Raw genomic sequence first — 18,329 nt, 5'->3', positions numbered from 1 at the left:
CCCTTTCCTCTTCCCGACTTTTTTTCCTTTCCATGAAGATTTTCCGCACCCTGCTTTTCAGCCTGAGTCTGTTGTTTGTTGCCTCGTTTGCGCAGGCCCAAACCGGCAAAACCAAGCCAAAGGCCGGCACCGAGCAGGTTCAGATCAAAACCTCCGCCGTGTGCGACATGTGCAAGGCGCGCCTCGAAAAGGCAATGGCCTACGAGAAGGGCGTGCAGGCCGCCGTGCTCGATGTGCCCACGCAGGTACTCACGGTGCAGTACCGCGCCGACAAAACCTCGCCCGACGCCTTGCGGGCTGCCGTAGCGGCCACTGGCTATGACGCCGATAAGCTGACTGCCAACGACAAGGCCTACGACCGGCTGCCCGAGTGCTGCAAGAAAACCAACGCCGTACACACCGGTGAGTAATCTGATTTTGTAGCTCACAAACGCCTGCGCCGCTGTGCAATGCACAGCGGCGCAGGCGTTTCGGCAAGGCCCTGATCTACGCCGTAGCAGTAGTGGTTTCGTGCACTTCAAACTCCAGCTGCATGCTCAGCGGCAAGGCTTTGGTAAGGCGCCGCCGGTGCGTGCCCGACAACTCCACCGTAAACCAATCGGCCCGCAGGAATTCCAGCAGATTGCCCCGGTGCAGCACTTCCATATCAATGTGCCTGGGATGCACGTGCTGGGCCCCAAAGGAGGCCACCTGGATTTTGCGGTCGAAAGCCGTTACGAAACAGTTGCCGCTTTCCAGCACCGTGAGCGTGGGATGCTGACGCGCGCTGGTGCACGGTGCATCTTCCATCAGTTCTAGGCGCACCCCGAGCAGCTTCACGCCAATCACCGTAGCGCGCGTCAGGGCATCGAGGCAGGGTAGCGAACAAGGCAACGTGGCTTCGGCCAGGTACACCAGATCCACGCTAGGGTCGATGCGCAGCGACACGGTTCGGGTGCTGGAACCCACGCCGGGGCGACGCTGCCGCCGGGATTCGTGCCGGGCAATTGTTAGGGCCACCCCCAAAATAAGCGGCGTACCAAGAATGGCAGAGGCAAGGCGAGACATGGCAGTAAGTTTGTTGTGAGCGGGGCACTGGGAGCGAACTGTGCCGGGCAAGCTGCTTGTAGAGTAGCAAACAGCAGTATCAGCACAGTGCATATAATCTAACATAAGGTTTTAACTATGTACATAATAAGTAGAGCAACACGGCCCAAGGGTAGACAGACTACCGGCTCGGGTCGTCCAGCAGCAATTTCTTTTTTCGAGAATTGACGTTTTGAATAGATATTACCTATATATTCACCCCACTTGTGCTGAAAGCAGTTTATTATGAAGATTTCGTGTTTGCTTCTTGACGATGATCCGCTGGTACTGGATCTGTTGCAGGCCTATGTAGCCATGACGGATGTACTGGATGTGAAAGCCGTATTCAATGATCCACTGGAAGCCCACAGCTACCTGCTGGAGCACGAAGTGCAGGTACTGTTCTCCGACGTTACCATGCCGCACCTGTCGGGCCTGGACTTGGTGCGTTCGTTGCAGCAGCCTCCTTTGGTGGTGCTCATGACGGCCCACCCGCAGTATGCTATGGAGGGTTTCAACCTCGACGTCATCGACTTTTTGCTCAAGCCCATTTCGCTGGAGCGGTTTCTGAAAGCGGTGAACAAGGTGGCCAGCATGCTGCGCCCCGCCCCGCCCGAGCCGGCCGACCAATCGGCTAGTTCCGGCTCGTTCTTCATCCGCACCGATGCCCAGTTTGTACGCCTGATGTACCGCGAGGTGCTCTACATCGAAGCCCTAAAGGACTTTACCAAAATCAATACCACCGACGGGCGGGCCCACCTGACCTTGGTGAACCTGAAAAACCTGGAGGAGCAGCTGCCGCCCCGCATGTTTGTGCGCACGCACCGCTCCTACTTGGTTAATGCTTCCCAGATAGAATCGGTGAGCAACCAGGAAGTGCGCGTGGGTGGGCGGGCCCTGCCGCTAGGCCAGACCTACCGCGAACAGGTGACCGAACGCATCGTCAACCATTCGCTGATTCGGCGCCAGCAGCACTAGCGCGGCGCATTCTGAGGCCATTGGCCGGCGCGGCGGCGCGGCCGGAAGGGCTCGGCAGCCAGTGCTTCGGCCGCCGGCCCGGGCTGCAAGGCGGCCAAGGTGAAGCAAAAGGTGCTGCCCTGCCCGGGCACGCTTTCGAACGTAAGCCGGCCCCCGTTTCGCTGCACGAAGTCTTTGCACAGGCGCAGCCCCAGCCCAATGCCTTTCTCGTTGGCCGTGCCCAGCGTCGAATGCGGCTCTAGGTCCCCAAAAATTCTGAACTGGTCTTCGGACGCAATGCCCACGCCAGAGTCGCACACACGCACGCACCACATATCCCCTTGCCGCACCACCCCCACCGAAATGGTGCCTCCCGAGGGCGTAAACTTAATGGCGTTGCTGAGCAGGTTGCGCAACACCAGGCGCGTCATGTTGAGGTCGGCGCGGGCGTAGGTGGGTTCGGTTAGCAGGTTGCTCAGCTCGATATGCTTGCGTTCGGCGTCGCCGAGCAGCAAGCAGCGGCATTCCTCCACAACGGCATCGAGGCGCAGGGGCTCGGGCCGCACGGTGGTTCCCTGCATTTGGCTGGCGGCCCAGTTGAGCAGGTTATCGAGCAGGCGCAGCGTGGTTTCGAGGGTGCGGGTGAGGCGCTCGGAGTGGGCCGCCAGCCGTTCGGCCGGCAGCTTACCCAGGTTTAGCAACGACAGCAAGGAGTACAACGAGCTTAACGGGCTGCGCAGATCGTGAGAAATCACGGAAAACAGCGTGTCTTTCGTCCGGTTAAGGCGGTCGAGCTCCTGTTTCTGCCGGTTGATAGAGGCGTTCTTGCGCTCCAGCAGGCGGTTGATGCGCCGGTGCCCGGCCCGGCTACGCACCAACGCAACCACGGCCATCAGCAACAGCACCGTACCCGCAATCAAGCCGTTGCGAATCAACGCCTGGCGGCGCAAAGTGGCGGCCTGAATTACGCGGTCCTTGGTTAGCAGCACAATTTCGCGCTCCTTTTTCTCGGCTTCGTAGCGGGCACGCAACTCTTCTACCTGCACAGCCCGTTCTTCGGCTGCTATACTGTCCTGCAACGCCACGTAGCGGCTCAGCACCGTGAATGCAGCCGCGTCGTTGCCCTGCCGGCGGTACAGGCGCGTGAGCGTCCGGTACAGCTCGCCCAACTGCACTGCGCTTCCGCCTTGCCGCACAAGGGGCAGCGCCCGCAGCAGATAGCGTTGCGCCGCAGCGGAGTTGCCTTGCGAGTCGCTGGCGGCGGCCAATGCCTGGTACACCGTAGCCAGGAGTTGCGGCGGCGTATGGTGCCGGGGCAACTGCTTGAGTGCCCGGGAATAGTACCCATGGGCCAGCTCATCGTTGTTCACGGCCAGGTACACGTCGCCCATGCTTAACAGCAGGTGGCTGGTACCGGCGCTGTCGCCGAGGGCTTGCGCCTGCTGGGTGCTCAGCCGCAGGTAATACAGCGCCTGGCTGAAGTGCCGTTGCTCGTAATGCATGCGCCCAATGGCGTGCAGCGCCACCGCCGCGCTGCGGGCATTGCCCACACGGCGCCACGCGGCATAGGCCTGCGCGTAGCTTCGTAAGGCCTGGGCCCACGCGGCCTGGCTGGCATACAGGTCGCCCAAATGCTCGTGCAGGCGGGCTTGCCCGGCAAGGCTGGTGCGGTTTGCGGGCAGTTGCATCGTGCGCAGAAACGTCTGGCGGGCCTGGCCGGTGTCGCCCTGCGCAAACTGAATGCGGCCCAACAGTTGCAGAACCTGGGCGTAGGCGGCTGTTGCTTCCCTGCCCCGGTAGCTGCGCAGGGCCTGCCGGCAATGCTGGCTCGCTTCTTCAAACCGCTGCAGGTCGAGCAACGCCGTGGCCAGCCGCGTGTGCGCTGCTGCCGCTTGCGCAGGCTCGGCAGCGGGTACCCGCCGTAACACATACTGCGCGACCCGCAACGATTCGGCCGGGTCAGGCGAGGTCATGGGCCGGGCCCGGTGGCGCCAGGCCTGCCTGAAAGCCGAGCCGGAAGAGGCGCTTGACGGATCGGCACCCTGCGCTGGGGTACTGCACAGCGTTTGCATCAGCCCCAGCAGGGCCAAAGAGCAAGCAGCACACCGACGCAGCATTTTCATGGGTAGCGGATGGCGTGATTTGCCTCTCCGCGGTTAGCAGCAAGCTGCACCGAGAGTGGCTCAGCAAAATAGCAAGAATGCAACTGCCACCGCCCTTGCAGGCCCCCGGCCCAGGTTCATTCGCCTTACTTGCCGTCGGCTTTGGCCCGCCACAGGCGCCACCACGGCAGGTAGGGCTGGTCGTGGTGCTCGTAATGATAGCCGAAGAAATAGCAGCTCACAAAAGCCCACAAGTGCTGCTTGCCCTGGCTGCGCGACTTGTGCTGGTTGGCCGCGTCATGCTCGCCGCGGTGCGGCAGGTAGGTACCGAAATAAAACAGCTGGATGGTGGCCAAAACGGCTGGCAGCATCCAGAACGCCACCACATTAGCCGTCGGAAAAAACAGCTTGAGCACGTTGAAGGTAAGGGCCATCAGCACCACCTGACCGATGGTAATGTAGTTGCGGGCGAAGCGCAACAGCCACAGCAGAAAATTGGGGTGCTGCCCGTCGTGAAAATCGGGGTCATGCGGCGTGGCCACGTGGCGGTGGTGGGCGTGGTGGCGCGGCAAGAGGCGCGGAAACCAGTTGTAGGCAAAGAGCCCGGCAGCTACGGTACCCAAGGCGTTGTTGAGCCGCTTGTTGGGGCTAACCACGCCGTGCATGGCGTCGTGAGCCGTGATGAACAGGCCCGTGTAGAGGTGCGTTTGCAGCAGCGCCAGCAGGTAGGGCCAGGGGGTGCGCCAGTCGGGGCGGTAGGCAGCCAACAGCCATGTCAGTAGGCCCGCCCAGCACACCACAATTGCCACAGCCACGGCCACGCCTTTGTAGCCGAGCGGCTCGGGGCGCACTTTAGAGCTAACGGTTGCGGTACTGATTTGCTGCATGTTACTGAAGCGGCGCTGGGCCTTACGGACGACTCTGTAGCGGCTGGCTCTTGGGCCTTCCACGATTTCAGTTGCGCCAGTCGCGGAGAAATTTACAGGCTCATGAGCGCGTCGCGCACCTTTTCCATCAGCCACATGGGCGTGCTGGTGGCCCCGCAAATGCCCACCGACTGGCCCGCCTGAAACCACTCGGGCTGAATTTCCTCAACCTTGGAAATGAAGTGCGTCTGTGGGTTGGTTTCTTTGCAGGCTTGGTACAGCACCTTGCCGTTTGAGCTTTTGGTGCCCGACACAAACACCACCTGGTCGTACTCGGTGGCAAAGCGGCGCAGGTCCTGGTCGCGGTTCGATACCTGCCGGCAAATGGTATCGTTGGCCGATACTTGGTAGCCGCGGCCTTCCAGCTCGCCCTTGATGCGGTAGAACGAGTCGGTGCTTTTGGTGGTTTGGCTGTAGAGCGTAATGTTGGCTGGCAATTCGTGGCGCAGCAGCTCGTCGAGGTTTTCGAACACCACGGCGTCGCCGCGGGTCTGACCGAGCAGGCCCTGCACCTCGGCGTGGCCGTGCTTGCCGTAGATGAAAATGCGCTCCTGCTTGTCGTAGCTGGTTTTGATGCGGTTTTGCAGCTTGAGCACCACCGGGCACGAAGCATCGATGAGCGTCAGGTTGTTTTCCAGCGCCATCTGGTAGGTGCTTGGCGGCTCGCCGTGGGCCCGAATGAGCACCTTCTCGCCGCGCAGCTGGCTCAGCCGCTCGTGGCAGATGATGCGCAGCCCGCGCTTTTCGAGGCGCTCCACTTCCTCATCGTTATGCACGATGTCGCCGAGGCAATACAGGTACCCCTGCTCGTCGAGAATGTCTTCGGCCATTTGAATGGCGTAGATTACTCCAAAGCAGAAACCGGAGTGTGGGTCGATGCGGACACTGAGGTTGAGCAGCATAAGTAGCAGGGTAACCGCGAAACACTGCGGAATGTTGCAACTGCAGTTTCTGTGGGCAGAAAGTACGCAATCGGTTCGGCAAGCGGTTTGAGTAGCCTCGCCGCCTACCTATTGACTACTGACAGACAACCCCTTTACAACAAAGCGGCGCCCTTTCGGGTGCCGCTTCGCGCCGAAGTTGGTCAGGGCTTGCGGCCGTTTATTGAGCAATACGCCGGAGCAGTTGGGCTTCGTCGGGGCTGACGTGGTTGCGGGCAATCAGAAAGTCGCGCATCACGTCGAAGGCTTCGGCATCGAGTCCCGACTTGGGGTGTTGCAGGGCCGTTTTCACCAGAAAGGCGCGGTCTTCGTCCACGTGCTTGCTGGCGCCGAGGAAGCCGGGCAGGTTGCTTTCGATGGAAAAGCGCAGAAAGCGCACTTCCGGCTGCTGCGGCGCCAAGCTCACGGCTTCGTCGAACTGCCGGCTGGCGGCTTTCACGCGGTCCATCTTGTCGAACAAGCCCCCGGTGTGCTTGGCCATGATGGCCTCGGAAGCAGCTTTGTAGGCCAGCACTACGGCGTCGCGCTCGGTATACTGGCTCATGAGCTGATGGAAACGGCGGCCGGCGGTTTCGTCGGTGGCGGCTTCGTGGAACTGGCGGCGCAGGGCCGGCACGGCGTAGGGCTGGTGGGAAGCGGGCGGTGTAAACAAGGCGGCGAAAAAAGTGAGCAGGAGAAACAGCAGCTTCACGGTCAGGGGTCAGTTGCGAGTTGCCCGTTGCGCGTTACCCGTTGTGCGGCTATTCCCAACCGAACGAGCAACGGGTAATGCGCAACGGAAAATCGGCAACTCAAATGGTGCGTAGGCGGTAGCGGAAATACGAGCCTACGAGCAGCAAAAGCTTGGTGTTGTCGGGCACGCGCACGCGGCCGGCCAGAATGCGGCTGGCCGGCAGCTGCCGAATGGTATCGAAGAGCTTGAGGTAGTACACGTAGGCGAGGTACACGCCCAGCTTGGCCGTGCGCGGCAGTTGGCAAATACCTTCGTAGCCGGCCTGAAAATCGGCTCGAATGTCGTCTTCGATGCGGCGTTTGGCCGCGTCGTCGAACTGCGCGTAGCTCAGACCGGGGAAATACACGCGGCCGCGCTCCTCGTAGTCGGAGCGCAAATCGCGCAGGAAGTTGATTTTCTGGAAGGCCGCGCCCAGGCGCCGCGCCGGCTCGCGCAGCTGCTCAAACTGCTGCTCGTCGCCCTCGCAAAACACGCGCAGGCACATCAGGCCCACCACTTCGGCCGAGCCGTAGATGTACTCGTTGTAGAGTTGCTGGTCGTATTCGATGTCTTCCAGGTCCATGGCCATGCTGTGCAGAAAGGCCTCGATGAACTCCCGGTCGATGCCGTAGCGGTGCACGGCCAGCTGAAACGCATGCAGCACCGGGTTCATGCTGAACTGCTCATCTAGGGCGCGGTAGGTTTCGTCGCGAAACTCGCGCAGCAGCGTGGCCCGGTCCCGGTCGTGGAAGGTGTCCACAATTTCATCGGCCCAGCGCACAAAGCCATACACGGCGTAGATGGCGGGGTGAAACCGCTCGTCGAGCGTGCGAATGCCGAGCGTGAACGAGGTGCTGTAGCGCTGCGTGATGAGCTTGCTGCAGGCCAGGCTCGTCTGGTTGAACAGGGCCACGTGGTCGACCACCGGGGGCGGCATGGAGGAGACGACGGGTGGAAGAGCAGCCATGTGCGTGGTGTGGTTGGTTGCGGTTCGGTAACTGGAAAGCCGCAAAGCGTCCCGGTTGTTTGCCCGGCGCATCAATTTGCAAGATAATGGGCCGGTGTTGAATGATTGAGAGGTCGATGCCTTCCGCTTCTACGGAAGATGTTACTTCGCCAGCGGGTATTCTTTTTCGACTTCCACCGCCACCACCTGCCCCGAAATGAGCGAAGGCGGCACGCCCGGCCCCGGCACCGTGAGCTGCCCTGTGAAATACAGGTTGCTGACTTTGGGGCTTTTGAGCGTGGGTTTGAGGTTGGCCGTTTGACGCAGCGTGTTGGCCAGCCCGTAGGCATTGCCTTTGAAAGCGTGGTAATCGGCCACGAAATCGGCGTGGGCATAGCTGCGGCAGTATACCACGGCGTCGCGCACCGATTGGCCGGTGTGGCGCTCCAGCCGCGCCATAATCATATCGAAGTAGCGTTGGCGGGTGGCCTCATCGTCGCCGCCGAGGCCGGGAGCGGTGGGAATGAGCAGGAACAAGTTTTCGTGGCCGTCGGGCGCCACCGTGGGGTCGGTTTGGCTGGGCACCGAGGCGTAGAACAACGGCCGCGTAGGCCACTGCGGTGTTTCGTAAATCTCCTGGGCGTGGCGGCCGAAGTCTTCATCAAAGAACAGGTTGTGGTGGCGCACGTTCTGCAGGCGTTTGTTCAGCCCCACATAGAACAGTAGCGACGAGGGCGCCATGGTGCGCGTGTCCCAGTACTTGGGCGAGTAGTGCCGGTGCTCGGGCGCCAACAGCACCTGCTCTACATGGTGGTAATCGGCCCCGGCTACCACAATGTCGGCGGTGTGGAAGCCGTCGGCCGTGACTACGCCGGTGGCCCTCCCCTGCTCTACCCGAATCTGCTCGACTTCCTGGTTGTAGCGGAATTGCACGCCCTGCTCTTCGGCCACGCGCACCATGCCCCGCACGATTTCGTGCATACCGCCGCGCGGGTACCAGGTGCCCAGCGCTAGGTCGGCGTAGTTCATCATGGAATACAGCGCGGGCGTGTTTTGGGGCGTGGCGCCGAGGAACAGCACCGGAAACTCCATCAGTTCGATGAGCTTGGGGTGCTTGAAAAACTTGCGCACGTGGGTGTGCATGCTCTGCAGCAGGTCCAGCCGCAGGGCATCGACGACGAGCGTGGGGTCGGCAAATTCCAAGAGCGAGCGGCCGGGCTTGCGCACGAACTTGCCCATGCCCACCTTGTATTTGTAGGCCGCCTGGCGCAGAAACTCATCGAGGCGGGCGGCCGCGCCAGGCTCCAGCTGCTCAAACATCTGGCGCAGTTCGCCCATGGTGGCGGGCACGTCCAGAAAATCCTGCTCGCCGAACACCACGCGGTACGACGGGTCGAGGCGCACGAGGTCGTAGAAATCGGCGGGCGTGTGGCCGTAGCGGGCAAAGTACTCCTCAAATACGTCGGGCATCCAGTACCAGCTCGGGCCCATGTCGAAGGTGAAGCCCTGGGCCCGGAACACGCGGGCGCGGCCGCCGGGGCCGTCGTGCTTTTCGAGCACCGTGACGCGGTAGCCGCGCTGGGCCAGCGCCGTGGCGGCCGAAATGCCGGCAAAACCGGCGCCAATGACAAGAACCTGGGAAGCGGAGGAAGTGGAGGTAGACGACAAGCGAGGAAACGGATGAGGTAGCGGCAAGCTACAACCGGGCGGCGGGCTTTGTTTTGGAGTCGGCGGCGACCTTATACCTCAAGAGAAGCTCGGGCATTACCGCCTTCGGCTTCATTTGCTCGAATCAAAAGTCATTAATGATTTAGTATTTATATCTATTAGTCAGGTATTTACACATACAACCAACATCTTTTTAAAGTCAGCAATCTGTTCCGATTCGTTTCGACTTGGCTGACGCGGCCCGCTACCTTTTGTCCATCGATTTCCACAGCGCACTACAACGCCGTGGCCACTCGATGCAAAAATCACCGCCCGGCTGCCCCATGAACCGACGAATCTTCTTGCGCCATTTGCTGCTCGGCGGCGCTACGGCCGCGCTGCTGCCTGGCCGTGTCTTCGCAGGCTCCAGGCAGCCAGCCGCCGAAGCCGCCCCTACCCAGCGCTGGGCGCAGCTGCTCGACTACGCGCGCTGGGCGCCGTCGCCGCACAACGTGCAGCCCTGGAAACTGCAGGTGCTGTCGGCCACCGAAGCCGCGCTGTACTACGACCCCACGCGCCTGCTCGTGCACACCGACCCCACTTCGGCCTTCACCATCATCGGGCTGGGCATGTTCATCGAGTGCCTGCGCATTGCCGCCGGGCCGCTCGGCTTTGCGCTGCACGCCGACCACGCGCCGGAGCCGCGGCTCAACTACTCGACCACCGTGCCGCAGTTCTTCGCCACGCTGCGCCTCACGCCGCAAGCGCCCACCGGCGTGGCCGACCGGGAACTGATCAAGCAGCGCCGCACCTCGCGCCTGCACTACGACGGCCGCAGCCTCGCCCCTGCCCTGCAAGCCCAACTCGCCGCTACCGCCGCCCAATACGGCCACCGACTTGAGTTCAGCGCCGAGTCCGAAACGGTCGATTTCGTGCTCGATTTGAATCGCGCCACGCTCTTCACCGACCTCGACGAGCCGGCTACCCGCCAGGAACTCGCCCGCTGGATTCGCACTACCCCAGCCGAGGCCGCCACACGCAAAGACGGCCTTTGGAACCAGTGTTTCGGCTTTCCGGGCCGACTGATGCACAATTTCTTTTTCCACAGCGAGAGGTTTCAGAGCGCGTGGAAGCGCAAGATTTTGGGCCGCGTGTACCGTAGCTCCACCAACGGCACCGCCCAGGTGGCCTGGCTCACCGGCCGCTTCGACACCCGCACCGACTGGCTGCAGGCCGGGGCCATGCTCCAGCGCCTGTGGCTGGAGCTGACGCGCCACGGCGCCTACCTCCACCCATTCGGCTCGGTGGTGACCAACGCGCAGGCTCATGCTGCCTTCGTGCAGCACACCAACCTCGACCCCGCCGACGGCCCGCTGTGGCTGCTCGTGCGCACCGGCTACAGCGCCGAACCTCCCCGCAGCTTCCGTCTCGACGTTCACGACATTCTCCAGTAACCATGAAATCCGCCGCCATTTTTGCCCTCGTGCAGTTCCTGCAGTTGTGGCGCAAACTGCTCGAACTGAGCGACCCCACCATGCAGCTGCTGTTCTTGCCCGGCATGGAAGCCACGCGCTGGAACATCGGCCGCCTCAAAGCCTGGACCGTGTACCGCCGGGCCCGCCGCACCGCCCCGGCCTACCGCACGTTTTTGGACGCGCATCCGGCCGCCCCGGCCCGCTTCCACGGCCTCGTGCCCGACCTCAGCACACTGCCCGTGATGGACAAAGACAACTACGTGAAGCCGTATTCCATTGCCGAGCGGTGCTTCGGTGGGCGGGTGCCGGCCGAAGGCGTTATCGTCGACGAGTCGTCGGGGAGCAGCGGGCAGGCCACGCACTGGGTGCGCAGCCGCGCCGAGCGGCAGGCCAACAAGCGGATGCTGGAATTTGGTTTGCGCCAGTTGCTTGGTCCGGGGCCGTGCTTTGTTATCAACGCGTTTGCCATGGGCCCCTGGGCCACGGGCGTGAACGTGACGATGGCCTTTACCGACGTGTCGATGCTGAAATCGACCGGACCCGACGTGCCGAAAATTGAACACACGCTCCAGTTCTTTGGCCCCGCGCACCGCTACGTCATCATGGGGTACCCGCCGTTTCTGAAACTGCTGGCCGACACCGCCGACCTCGACTGGGCGCAGTACGACGTGACCTTGATTTACGGCGGCGAAGGCATGAGCGAGCTGATGCGCGACTACTTGTTGCGCAAGGGCATCCGGCGCGTGTACGGTTCGTTGGGCGCTTCCGATCTGGAGCTGAACCTGGCCGCCGAAACCGATTTTAGCATCGCGCTGCGCAAAGCCCTGATGACGAACCCGCAACTGGCCGCCAAGCTGCTGAAGTACCCCGGCGCGCTGCCCGTGGCATTTCAGTTCAACCCCGCCGATTTCGTTATCGAAGAAAGCGCGGCCGGCGAACTGCTGGTTACGCTGTGCCGCCCCACGTACTTGGCGCCCAAAATCCGCTACAACATTCACGACCGCGGCCAGGTCATTCGCTACCCCGAGCTCAAGCGCATTCTGGCCGAGTGCGGCCTGCGCCCCGAAGACCTCTGCCTCAAGCATACCGACCTGCCGCTGCTGCTGCACTACGGCCGCGCCGATATGACCGTGGCTTACTTCGGCTGCAAAATTGCGCTGCCCGACGTGCAGGAAGCCCTTATGCGCACGCCCGGCCTAGCCGAGCGCGTCCACTCCTTCACGCTCTTCACCGCCGAGGATACCCAGGCCAACAAGCAGTTGCGCGTGTGCTTTGAGCTGCTGGCCGCTCAACGCTTCGTTGCCCTCGACAAAGCAGCCCTGAGCGCCGCGTTTTTTGCCGAGCTGCAGGCCGTCAACCAGGATTTCCGCGAGTCGTGGCGCATGATACCCGTGGAAAACCGCCCGCAAGTCGAGTTCTACCCCTACCACACCGGCCCGTTTAAGGACAGCGACCTGCGCATCAAGCTCAGGTACATTCAGGCGGCTTAAGTTGCCAGTTGCCAGTAAAGGAACGTCATCCTGAGCCGAGCGAAGGACCTTTTCACCGCTGAACGAGTCGTAGCAACGGTTGTCGCTTATGCGTGAGGAGGTCCTTCGCTGCGCTCAGGATGACAGTTACTGCATAGCCAACCGCAACAAAAAAAGGCCGCAAGCCACGCCACCGAGGTGGTTGCAGCTTGCGGCCCGTGCACGCATCCGGAGCATATACTCCTTCCCCCTATGCGCCGGGTGCGTATACTTTCAGCGCATCTTTCAAGTCCTTGCGGGCAATGTGGATGCGGTTTTTAACCGTGCCAATGGGAATCTGCAGCTTCTCCGCAATTTCCTGGTATTTGTAGCCGATGTAGTACATCATAAACGGCGTGCGGTACTCGTGGCCGAGGTGCCCGATGGCCTCGTTGATATCGGTTACCACAAAGTCGGACTGCGCGCCGTTGTGGGTGATGTAGTTTTCGTCGGTGTTGAAGTACTGGAAGTACTCGGTGGTGTCGATGTTGGAGTTGCGCTTCGTTATCTTGTTGTAGTTGTTGATAAACGTGTTGCGCATGATGGTGTAGAGCCATGCCTTCAGGTTGGTCCCCGCTTTGAACTTGTCTTTGTTCAGCAGGGCCTTGAGCAGGGTTTCTTGCACCAAGTCTTTGGCATCGTCGGCGTCGCGGGTGAGGTTCATTGCCACGGGCCGGAGCGAGTAGGAAATCTTTTGTACTTGGTCGGTGAATTCCAAGGAAGTCATACGCCTGTTTAGCTTTTAGTGACCAAAAGTTAAACAAACATACGCAACTGCTACCTAACCATACGTAGATGGCCAGATTTTTTTCACCCGATTCGGTCAATCCCGCCAAACGGTCGTTGAATGCGCTGCCTTAGCCGATAAAATAACAATCAGCGGAGTTGAACTGTGTATCGAATAAGCTGAACAATACATAATGGCCGCGCTTAACACGCTGATAGCGAAACGCTTTATCTATCAGAACCATCAAGAACCGTGTTGCAGTGCACTAGCGCACGACTGCAACGCGCAGTTGCTCAGCAAGCTGGATAAAATCGGTCATGCGCTGTAGGCGCACGAATCGAGTAGGCAGCTGCAACTCGGGCTGGTGTACCAACGGGCCGTAGAGCACAAAGTCGATGGCGGGGCACAACCGGGCTAGCTCGTCGACAAAGGTTTGCAGCCGGTCGCGCTCGGGAACGGTAGTTAGTACCGTAGCAATGTGCTGGGGCTGGTAGCACTGGCAAATGCTGGCCAGCTCTTCTACCGGCAGGTTCTGGCCGAGGTAGAGCACGTGGTGGCCGCGGGCGCGCAGCAGGTAGTTCATGAACAGCAACGCCAGTTCGTGCAGCTCGCCGGCAGGCAAAAACAACACCCAGCGCGGCGCCTCGTCCTCGTCCGATGGGCCCAGCGCGTCGGAGGCGGCCAGCAGCTTCTGCCGCAGCAGGTGCGAGGCCATGTGTTCCTGGGCGGGGTTCAGGCTACCGGTTTGCCAAAGCACACCGACACGGTACAGGAACGGGTAGATAATATTGAGTACCGTCGCTTCAAAACCCAACTCCTGCGCGGCTTGGGTCAGGGTACAGCTAAAACGCCGCTCGTCCATGTCGAGCGTGGCCATGAGCAGGGCCGTAATTTGCGGGTTGTGCTGGTGCGGGTCGTCGCAGCAGGCGGCTACGGCGCTGCACAACTCCTGCTCCGAGAGGCTGGCAACCTGCGAAATGCGCTGCCCCCGTTCACACAACGTGGCCACGTTCAGCAAGCGCCGCAGATCCGAGTCGCAATAGGTGCGGATGTTGGTGGCAGTCCGCACTGGGCGCAGCACGCCGTAGCGCTGCTCCCACATCCGAATGGTGTGGGCCTTAATGCCGGACAGGCTTTCGAGGTCTTTAATAGAGAAATGCCCCACGATGTTGGCTGGCTAATACGATTTGGATACTTCTTGCGCAGCAGTTGTCGTTGGCCGCCCCGACGACGCAGCCGCTCGGGGGCGGGCAGCCAATGTGAAATACTTCGGCGACACCCACAGCAAGCCGAACTCCTGGCTTCCGTCGCGCCCGGAGGTTTTGTGGTGCATTTTGTGGGCCATGTTCAATGCCCGCAGATACGCACTCTGCGTGCGGCGCCAGAACGGCAACCGACGGTGAATGAGCACGTCGTGCACAAAAAAGTAGAGCGTGCCGTACACGGCCACGCCCAGCCCTACCCAGTAGCGCCAGTCTTTTTCGGGGCCGCCGTACACCATCAGCAACATGGAAAGGCCACCGTAGAACAGGAAGAAAAAGTCGTTGCGCTCGAAACGGTGCGGATGCCGCACGTGGTGCGAACGGTGCAAAAACCACAGCGGGCCGTGCAGCACGTATTTGTGCATGAACCACGCCACGAATTCCATACCCAGAAAAGTAGCAGCCGTGAGGGCCGCGCCAGCTATGAGGTTCATGGGGTGCTAACCGGTACCAAGCCGGGTTGTTTAAATAACGCGGGGCCGCACCACCTGAAATGGTGCGAAATACGGAAGATACGCAGCCGGGAATGGGTTCGGTTACTTGCTCCTCTAAACAGCAAAGTGCCACAGCGTTATGCTGTGGCACTTTGTTACGCTCGTTTCAGACGCTTGCTATATACCGCTGGCCTGGTATTTCGCTCAGCCGCGGTTGCCGACACCCAGCCGGCCAATCAGTTCCAGGTAATCTTCTCCTTGCTCAGGAACGCCTCGATGCCGCGGCGGCAGTCTTCCGAGCCGCGGGCTTCGGCGTTCAGCCGGGCGGCGTAGCGCAGACTTTCTTCCAGGGGCAGTTCGGGAATGCGCCCGATCATCTCCTTGGTAATTTCCATGCTCTGCCCCGAGTTTTCGACGCACAGGCGCCGGGCAAAGCGGTACACGTGCTCGGCCAATTGGTCGGCGGGCACAATCTCGTTGATCAGGTTGAAGGCGGCGGCTTTCTCGGCCGAAATGACGTCGCCCGTGAGCAGCAGCTGTTTGGTGCGGGCCTCGCCGATTTTGCGGAGCAGGAATACGCTTACGATGGCCGGCAGGAAACCGATTTTTACCTCGGTGTAGCCAAACTTGGCCTCGGGCACGGCAAACGAAAAGTCGCAGAGCGTGGCCAGGCCGCAGCCGCCGGCCAAGGCGTGGCCCTGCACCTGGGCAATGACCACTTTCTTGAGCGTGTAGATCTGGTGAAACAGCTGCATCAGGTGCGTCGAATCGGCCAGGTTATCGGTGTAGCCGAAGCTCTGCAGCTCCTGAATGTAGGCCAGATCGGCGCCGGCGCAGAAGGCCGGGCCCTCGGCGCGCAGCACCACGACTTTGCAAGCCGGGTCGTTTTCGGCAAATTCAAAGGCCTGCTTGAGCTCCGAAACCAGCTCGGAACTCAGGGCGTTGCGTTTTTCGGGGCGGTTGAGCGTGATGTAGCCGATGGCCTCGTGCGCTTCGTAGCGAATGTACTGCAGCGCTTCCAGCTCTTGGGTAGCCATATCTTCCATGAGTTGTTGCGTGGTGGGGTGTGGGCAGGCCGCTCGGGGCGCCATGTTCTTCATCAGGAAGAAGCGGGGCCGAAACGGCCCAAAGCGCGGCAGCGGCCCGAATGCGGGCTCAGGTCAAACCTAACAAAAATGATGCGACAATATGCACGGCCCGCGTGCGGAGTCGGGTTGTGGTCTAGTTACGAAATCCGCAGCGCTTTGGTGCACTCGGGCGCTAATCTACTCGCGCTAACGTCGCTCGGGGGTTGCTTTCGGCATTTTTGATGGGTTGCACCCAGGCACCCTGCATGGTTACGTCGTGCACGCGCAGGCCTGCCGCCCGCAGTTGGGGCGTCATTTTCTCTACGTACCACGTGCGGCACGACGAATCGAAAATGACCAAGGCATTGGTGCCGAACGTGGCCGCCAGTTGATCGGGCCACACGCGGGCGTTGCGGCGCAGCACCACGGCCTCTACAGACACCGGGCGCTGCCCTTTCCACAGCTTGCCGCTGACCCAGGCCACGCGCCGGCCGTGCCAAGTGAGCAGCACCGGGCCACCAGGGCCGATTTGGCGCACGGCCACCTCGGCAGCGGGCCAGCCAGCAGCGTAGCGCACGTGGCGGTTGTCGCGCTCAATCAGGCCGGGCAGCACGCGGTAGGTGCGCTCGGTTTCGTTGAGTGGCAACGAATCGGGGGTGATGACCAGGGCCGCGGCGCCGTCGTGCAGGCCCAGGGCCGAGCGGCGCGGAATGCTGTAGACGACGAGGCGCCGGTCGGCGGCTACCTGCCGGGCTTCCACTACCCGGCTGGCGGAGAAGATGAGTGCTCCGGCCACAACGGCGCCGAGCCAAGCCAGTTTGCGCCACGCGGCAAAGGCTAAAACCAAGGCAATCAGCAGGTACAATAACCACGCTTGGCCGGGCGTGAGGTGAATACCCTGCACCAAGGCGCCCGGCAGTGAGTTGCCGACAAACACGATGTACTCGTTGAAGCACCAGATGAGCTTCTCGAACACCCACCCGATGCCGCGCGGCACCCACAACAGCCAGTCGGCATCCACCTGAGCGGCCACCCATTCGATGGGCAAGGCCACGGCTTGCAGGAACAGACCCACGTACAGCGCAATCGATGAAATGGGTACGGCTATGAGGTTCGACAGCAGGAAGTTGAGCGGAAACTGGTGAAAGTAGAACAGCCCCAGCGGGAACGTGGCTACTTGTGCCGCCAACGACAGGGCCACCGCTTCCCACACTTTATCGGCCGACCACGCCGACCAGCGCATCAGCCGCTGCCGCCAGCGCGGGTGCCACGGGCGGCGCTGGGCGGCGGCCCATTCCTGGATATCGAGCCAGGCCGAAATGCGCGGCTGCAGGTACACGATGCTGAGCACGGCCAGGAACGAGAGCTGAAAGCCCACGTCCACAATCAGGTATGGGTCGTAGAGCAGCAGGCAGAAAGCGGCCACCGACAGCGTGTTGTACATGTTGCTCTGCCGGCCGGCGGCTTTGGCCACCACCACAAAGGTGAACATGACCGCCGCCCGCAGCACCGAGGCCGAGAGCCCCGTCAGAAACGCGTAGGCCCAAATGACTAGCAGCCCCACCGCCGCCGACCAGTACCGAAACCCGCGTGTGCGGCCGAAAAACCGCTGGAGCAGCCACTGCAGCACCACAAACAACAACCCCACCTGCAAACCCGACACGGCCATAATGTGCGTGGTGCCGGTGCTGGAATACGCCTTTTTGGTTTCGTCGTCCACGTCGTCCTTCAGGCCCAGCACCAGGGCATCGGCAATGGCAAATTCGCGCTTGCCCTTCACGTAGCGCCGAAAGACGCCGTCGAGGTGGCGGGCGGCCTGCATGCTGTAATAGCGCAGCCAACTGGGCGGCGCCAGCGCCACCACGCGGTATTGGTCGGGGTGAATGAACTGCTGGTGGTAAATCTGGTGGTAGGCAAGGTAGCGGCGGTAGTCGAATTCGCCGGGGTTAAGCGGGGCTTTGGCCGGGGCGGGCGCGCCGCGCACCAGCCACACCTGGCCGTAACGGGGCGCCTGAGCCCCGGCCTCGTAGCGCGGCACGGAAATACGAATGCCGCCGCAAGCCGGCCGCCACTGGCCTGCCACCCGCACCGCCGAAACACGCAGCGTGGTGGCATAGGTATTGGGACGCTCCACGGTGTAATCGTCGACCACGGCCCGGTAGAACTCGATGCTGCCTTGCTGGTAGAGGTGGTCGGGCTGGCGGCTTTCGGTAGCGTGCTGTGCGGCCGTGGTGCCGGCCAGCATCACCGTGAGCAAAGCCAGAATACCTACCACATCGTTAAGCCACGGCCGGTTGTGGCGGGCTGCGCCGATGTGCACGGCCAGGTACAGCGCCACGGCCACAGCCAGCCCCGGCAGCAGTTCGGGCAGTTGCGCACCCCAGTAAAACCAACCGATAATGCCCGCCAGCAGAGCCATAACCAGGCGCACGGCGGGGTGCGTGGCCCACGGAATGGTAGTCGAATGAATACCCATGCTTAAGCAATCCGAAAAGAAATTCCCTAACCCGTAATTCCAGCCGAAGCAGGCGCTTACGAGTTAGGGAATTTTTGCGGGCCG

Annotated in this window: 16 protein-coding genes; 4 read left to right on the top strand and 12 right to left on the bottom strand. The window is 61.6% G+C overall.

What is annotated here, in order from left to right; genetic code table 11:
* Positions 1–32: 32 nt before the first annotated feature.
* Complete coding sequence (locus F0P96_RS00240; RefSeq protein WP_151076750.1) at positions 33–410, top strand: heavy-metal-associated domain-containing protein; 378 nt, start codon at positions 33–35, stop codon at positions 408–410.
* Between the two features lie 76 nt (positions 411–486).
* Here F0P96_RS00240 and F0P96_RS00235 read toward each other — a convergent pair whose 3' ends face one another.
* Positions 487–1,047, bottom strand: coding sequence for a hypothetical protein (locus F0P96_RS00235; RefSeq protein WP_151076749.1), 561 nt, complete (start codon positions 1,045–1,047; stop codon positions 487–489).
* A gap of 264 nt (positions 1,048–1,311) precedes the next feature.
* On the opposite strand from F0P96_RS00235, the gene F0P96_RS00230 reads away from it, so the two are divergent.
* Positions 1,312–2,043, top strand: a complete 732-nt coding sequence (locus F0P96_RS00230; RefSeq protein ID WP_151076748.1) for a LytR/AlgR family response regulator transcription factor — start codon at positions 1,312–1,314, stop codon at positions 2,041–2,043.
* Here the strand turns inward: F0P96_RS00230 and F0P96_RS00225 are convergent.
* The 6 genes from F0P96_RS00225 to F0P96_RS00200 form a co-directional block, all read right to left on the bottom strand.
* Complete coding sequence (locus F0P96_RS00225; protein ID WP_160620073.1) at positions 2,040–3,995, bottom strand: ATP-binding protein; 1,956 nt, start codon at positions 3,993–3,995, stop codon at positions 2,040–2,042. The two genes, F0P96_RS00230 and F0P96_RS00225, sit on opposite strands and share 4 nt — an antisense overlap.
* Positions 3,996–4,270: 275 nt before the next feature.
* The gene (locus tag F0P96_RS00220) at positions 4,271–5,011 is read right to left on the bottom strand and encodes a fatty acid desaturase (RefSeq protein WP_151076746.1); all 741 of its coding nucleotides are present in this window, start codon (positions 5,009–5,011) and stop codon (positions 4,271–4,273) included.
* 92 nt (positions 5,012–5,103) lie between these two features.
* The gene (locus F0P96_RS00215; protein ID WP_201743924.1) at positions 5,104–5,949 is read right to left on the bottom strand and encodes a 4-hydroxy-3-methylbut-2-enyl diphosphate reductase; all 846 of its coding nucleotides are present in this window, start codon (positions 5,947–5,949) and stop codon (positions 5,104–5,106) included.
* Positions 5,950–6,151: 202 nt separating this feature from the next.
* Positions 6,152–6,682: a hypothetical protein gene (locus F0P96_RS00210; protein ID WP_151076744.1), complete on the bottom strand. Its 531-nt coding sequence runs from the start codon at positions 6,680–6,682 to the stop codon at positions 6,152–6,154.
* 100 nt (positions 6,683–6,782) lie between these two features.
* Positions 6,783–7,670 carry a phytoene/squalene synthase family protein gene (locus F0P96_RS00205; protein WP_235917329.1) on the bottom strand — a complete coding sequence of 296 codons (888 nt, stop codon included), beginning with the start codon at positions 7,668–7,670 and terminating at the stop codon, positions 6,783–6,785.
* Positions 7,671–7,811: 141 nt separating this feature from the next.
* Entirely contained in the window at positions 7,812–9,317 is a 1,506-nt protein-coding gene (locus tag F0P96_RS00200; RefSeq protein WP_151076743.1) for a phytoene desaturase family protein, read from the bottom strand.
* Positions 9,318–9,640: 323 nt separating this feature from the next.
* On the opposite strand from F0P96_RS00200, the gene F0P96_RS00195 reads away from it, so the two are divergent.
* Positions 9,641–10,750 (top strand): hypothetical protein, encoded by a 1,110-nt coding sequence (locus F0P96_RS00195; RefSeq protein ID WP_151076742.1) that lies wholly within the window; start codon positions 9,641–9,643, stop codon positions 10,748–10,750.
* A gap of 2 nt (positions 10,751–10,752) precedes the next feature.
* Positions 10,753–12,261 (top strand): phenylacetate--CoA ligase family protein, encoded by a 1,509-nt coding sequence (locus F0P96_RS00190; RefSeq protein ID WP_151076741.1) that lies wholly within the window; start codon positions 10,753–10,755, stop codon positions 12,259–12,261.
* A 229-nt stretch (positions 12,262–12,490) separates the two neighbouring features.
* Here F0P96_RS00190 and F0P96_RS00185 read toward each other — a convergent pair whose 3' ends face one another.
* The 5 genes from F0P96_RS00185 to F0P96_RS00165 all read right to left on the bottom strand — a co-directional run bounded on the left by F0P96_RS00185 (position 12,491) and on the right by F0P96_RS00165 (position 18,245).
* Complete coding sequence (locus tag F0P96_RS00185; protein ID WP_151076740.1) at positions 12,491–13,006, bottom strand: RNA polymerase sigma factor; 516 nt, start codon at positions 13,004–13,006, stop codon at positions 12,491–12,493.
* Positions 13,007–13,271: 265 nt separating this feature from the next.
* Complete coding sequence (locus tag F0P96_RS00180) at positions 13,272–14,171, bottom strand: MerR family transcriptional regulator (RefSeq protein WP_151076739.1); 900 nt, start codon at positions 14,169–14,171, stop codon at positions 13,272–13,274.
* Positions 14,172–14,183: 12 nt separating this feature from the next.
* Positions 14,184–14,702 carry a sterol desaturase family protein gene (locus tag F0P96_RS00175; RefSeq protein WP_151076738.1) on the bottom strand — a complete coding sequence of 173 codons (519 nt, stop codon included), beginning with the start codon at positions 14,700–14,702 and terminating at the stop codon, positions 14,184–14,186.
* 236 nt (positions 14,703–14,938) lie between these two features.
* Complete coding sequence (locus F0P96_RS00170; protein ID WP_151076737.1) at positions 14,939–15,748, bottom strand: enoyl-CoA hydratase/isomerase family protein; 810 nt, start codon at positions 15,746–15,748, stop codon at positions 14,939–14,941.
* Between the two features lie 214 nt (positions 15,749–15,962).
* Positions 15,963–18,245, bottom strand: a complete 2,283-nt coding sequence (locus F0P96_RS00165; protein WP_151076736.1) for a ComEC/Rec2 family competence protein — start codon at positions 18,243–18,245, stop codon at positions 15,963–15,965.
* Positions 18,246–18,329: the final 84 nt, after the last annotated feature.

Origin of the sequence: Hymenobacter busanensis, assembly GCF_008727865.1 — a bacterium.
Taxonomy (GTDB): Bacteria; Bacteroidota; Bacteroidia; order Cytophagales; family Hymenobacteraceae; genus Solirubrum; species Solirubrum busanense.
The sequence above is the reverse complement of the archived record's forward strand: the minus strand, read 5'-3'. Positions and strand labels throughout refer to the sequence as shown.

Bases quoted from the DNA above. Each gene is read 5' to 3' on its own strand.
- F0P96_RS00235 (WP_151076749.1), bottom strand. From the start codon at position 1,047: ATGTCTCGCCTTGCCTCTGCCATTCTTGGTACGCCGCTTATTTTGGGG.
- F0P96_RS00175 (WP_151076738.1), bottom strand. From the start codon at position 14,702: ATGAACCTCATAGCTGGCGCGGCCCTCACGGCTGCTACTTTTCTGGGT.
- F0P96_RS00170 (WP_151076737.1), bottom strand. From the start codon at position 15,748: ATGGAAGATATGGCTACCCAAGAGCTGGAAGCGCTGCAGTACATTCGC.
- F0P96_RS00225 (WP_160620073.1), bottom strand. From the start codon at position 3,995: ATGACCTCGCCTGACCCGGCCGAATCGTTGCGGGTCGCGCAGTATGTG.
- F0P96_RS00195 (WP_151076742.1), top strand. From the start codon at position 9,641: ATGAACCGACGAATCTTCTTGCGCCATTTGCTGCTCGGCGGCGCTACG.
- F0P96_RS00240 (WP_151076750.1), top strand. From the start codon at position 33: ATGAAGATTTTCCGCACCCTGCTTTTCAGCCTGAGTCTGTTGTTTGTT.
- F0P96_RS00230 (WP_151076748.1), top strand. From the start codon at position 1,312: ATGAAGATTTCGTGTTTGCTTCTTGACGATGATCCGCTGGTACTGGAT.
- F0P96_RS00220 (WP_151076746.1), bottom strand. From the start codon at position 5,011: ATGCAGCAAATCAGTACCGCAACCGTTAGCTCTAAAGTGCGCCCCGAG.
- F0P96_RS00165 (WP_151076736.1), bottom strand. From the start codon at position 18,245: ATGGGTATTCATTCGACTACCATTCCGTGGGCCACGCACCCCGCCGTG.
- F0P96_RS00190 (WP_151076741.1), top strand. From the start codon at position 10,753: ATGAAATCCGCCGCCATTTTTGCCCTCGTGCAGTTCCTGCAGTTGTGG.
- F0P96_RS00185 (WP_151076740.1), bottom strand. From the start codon at position 13,006: ATGACTTCCTTGGAATTCACCGACCAAGTACAAAAGATTTCCTACTCG.
- F0P96_RS00205 (WP_235917329.1), bottom strand. From the start codon at position 7,670: ATGGCTGCTCTTCCACCCGTCGTCTCCTCCATGCCGCCCCCGGTGGTC.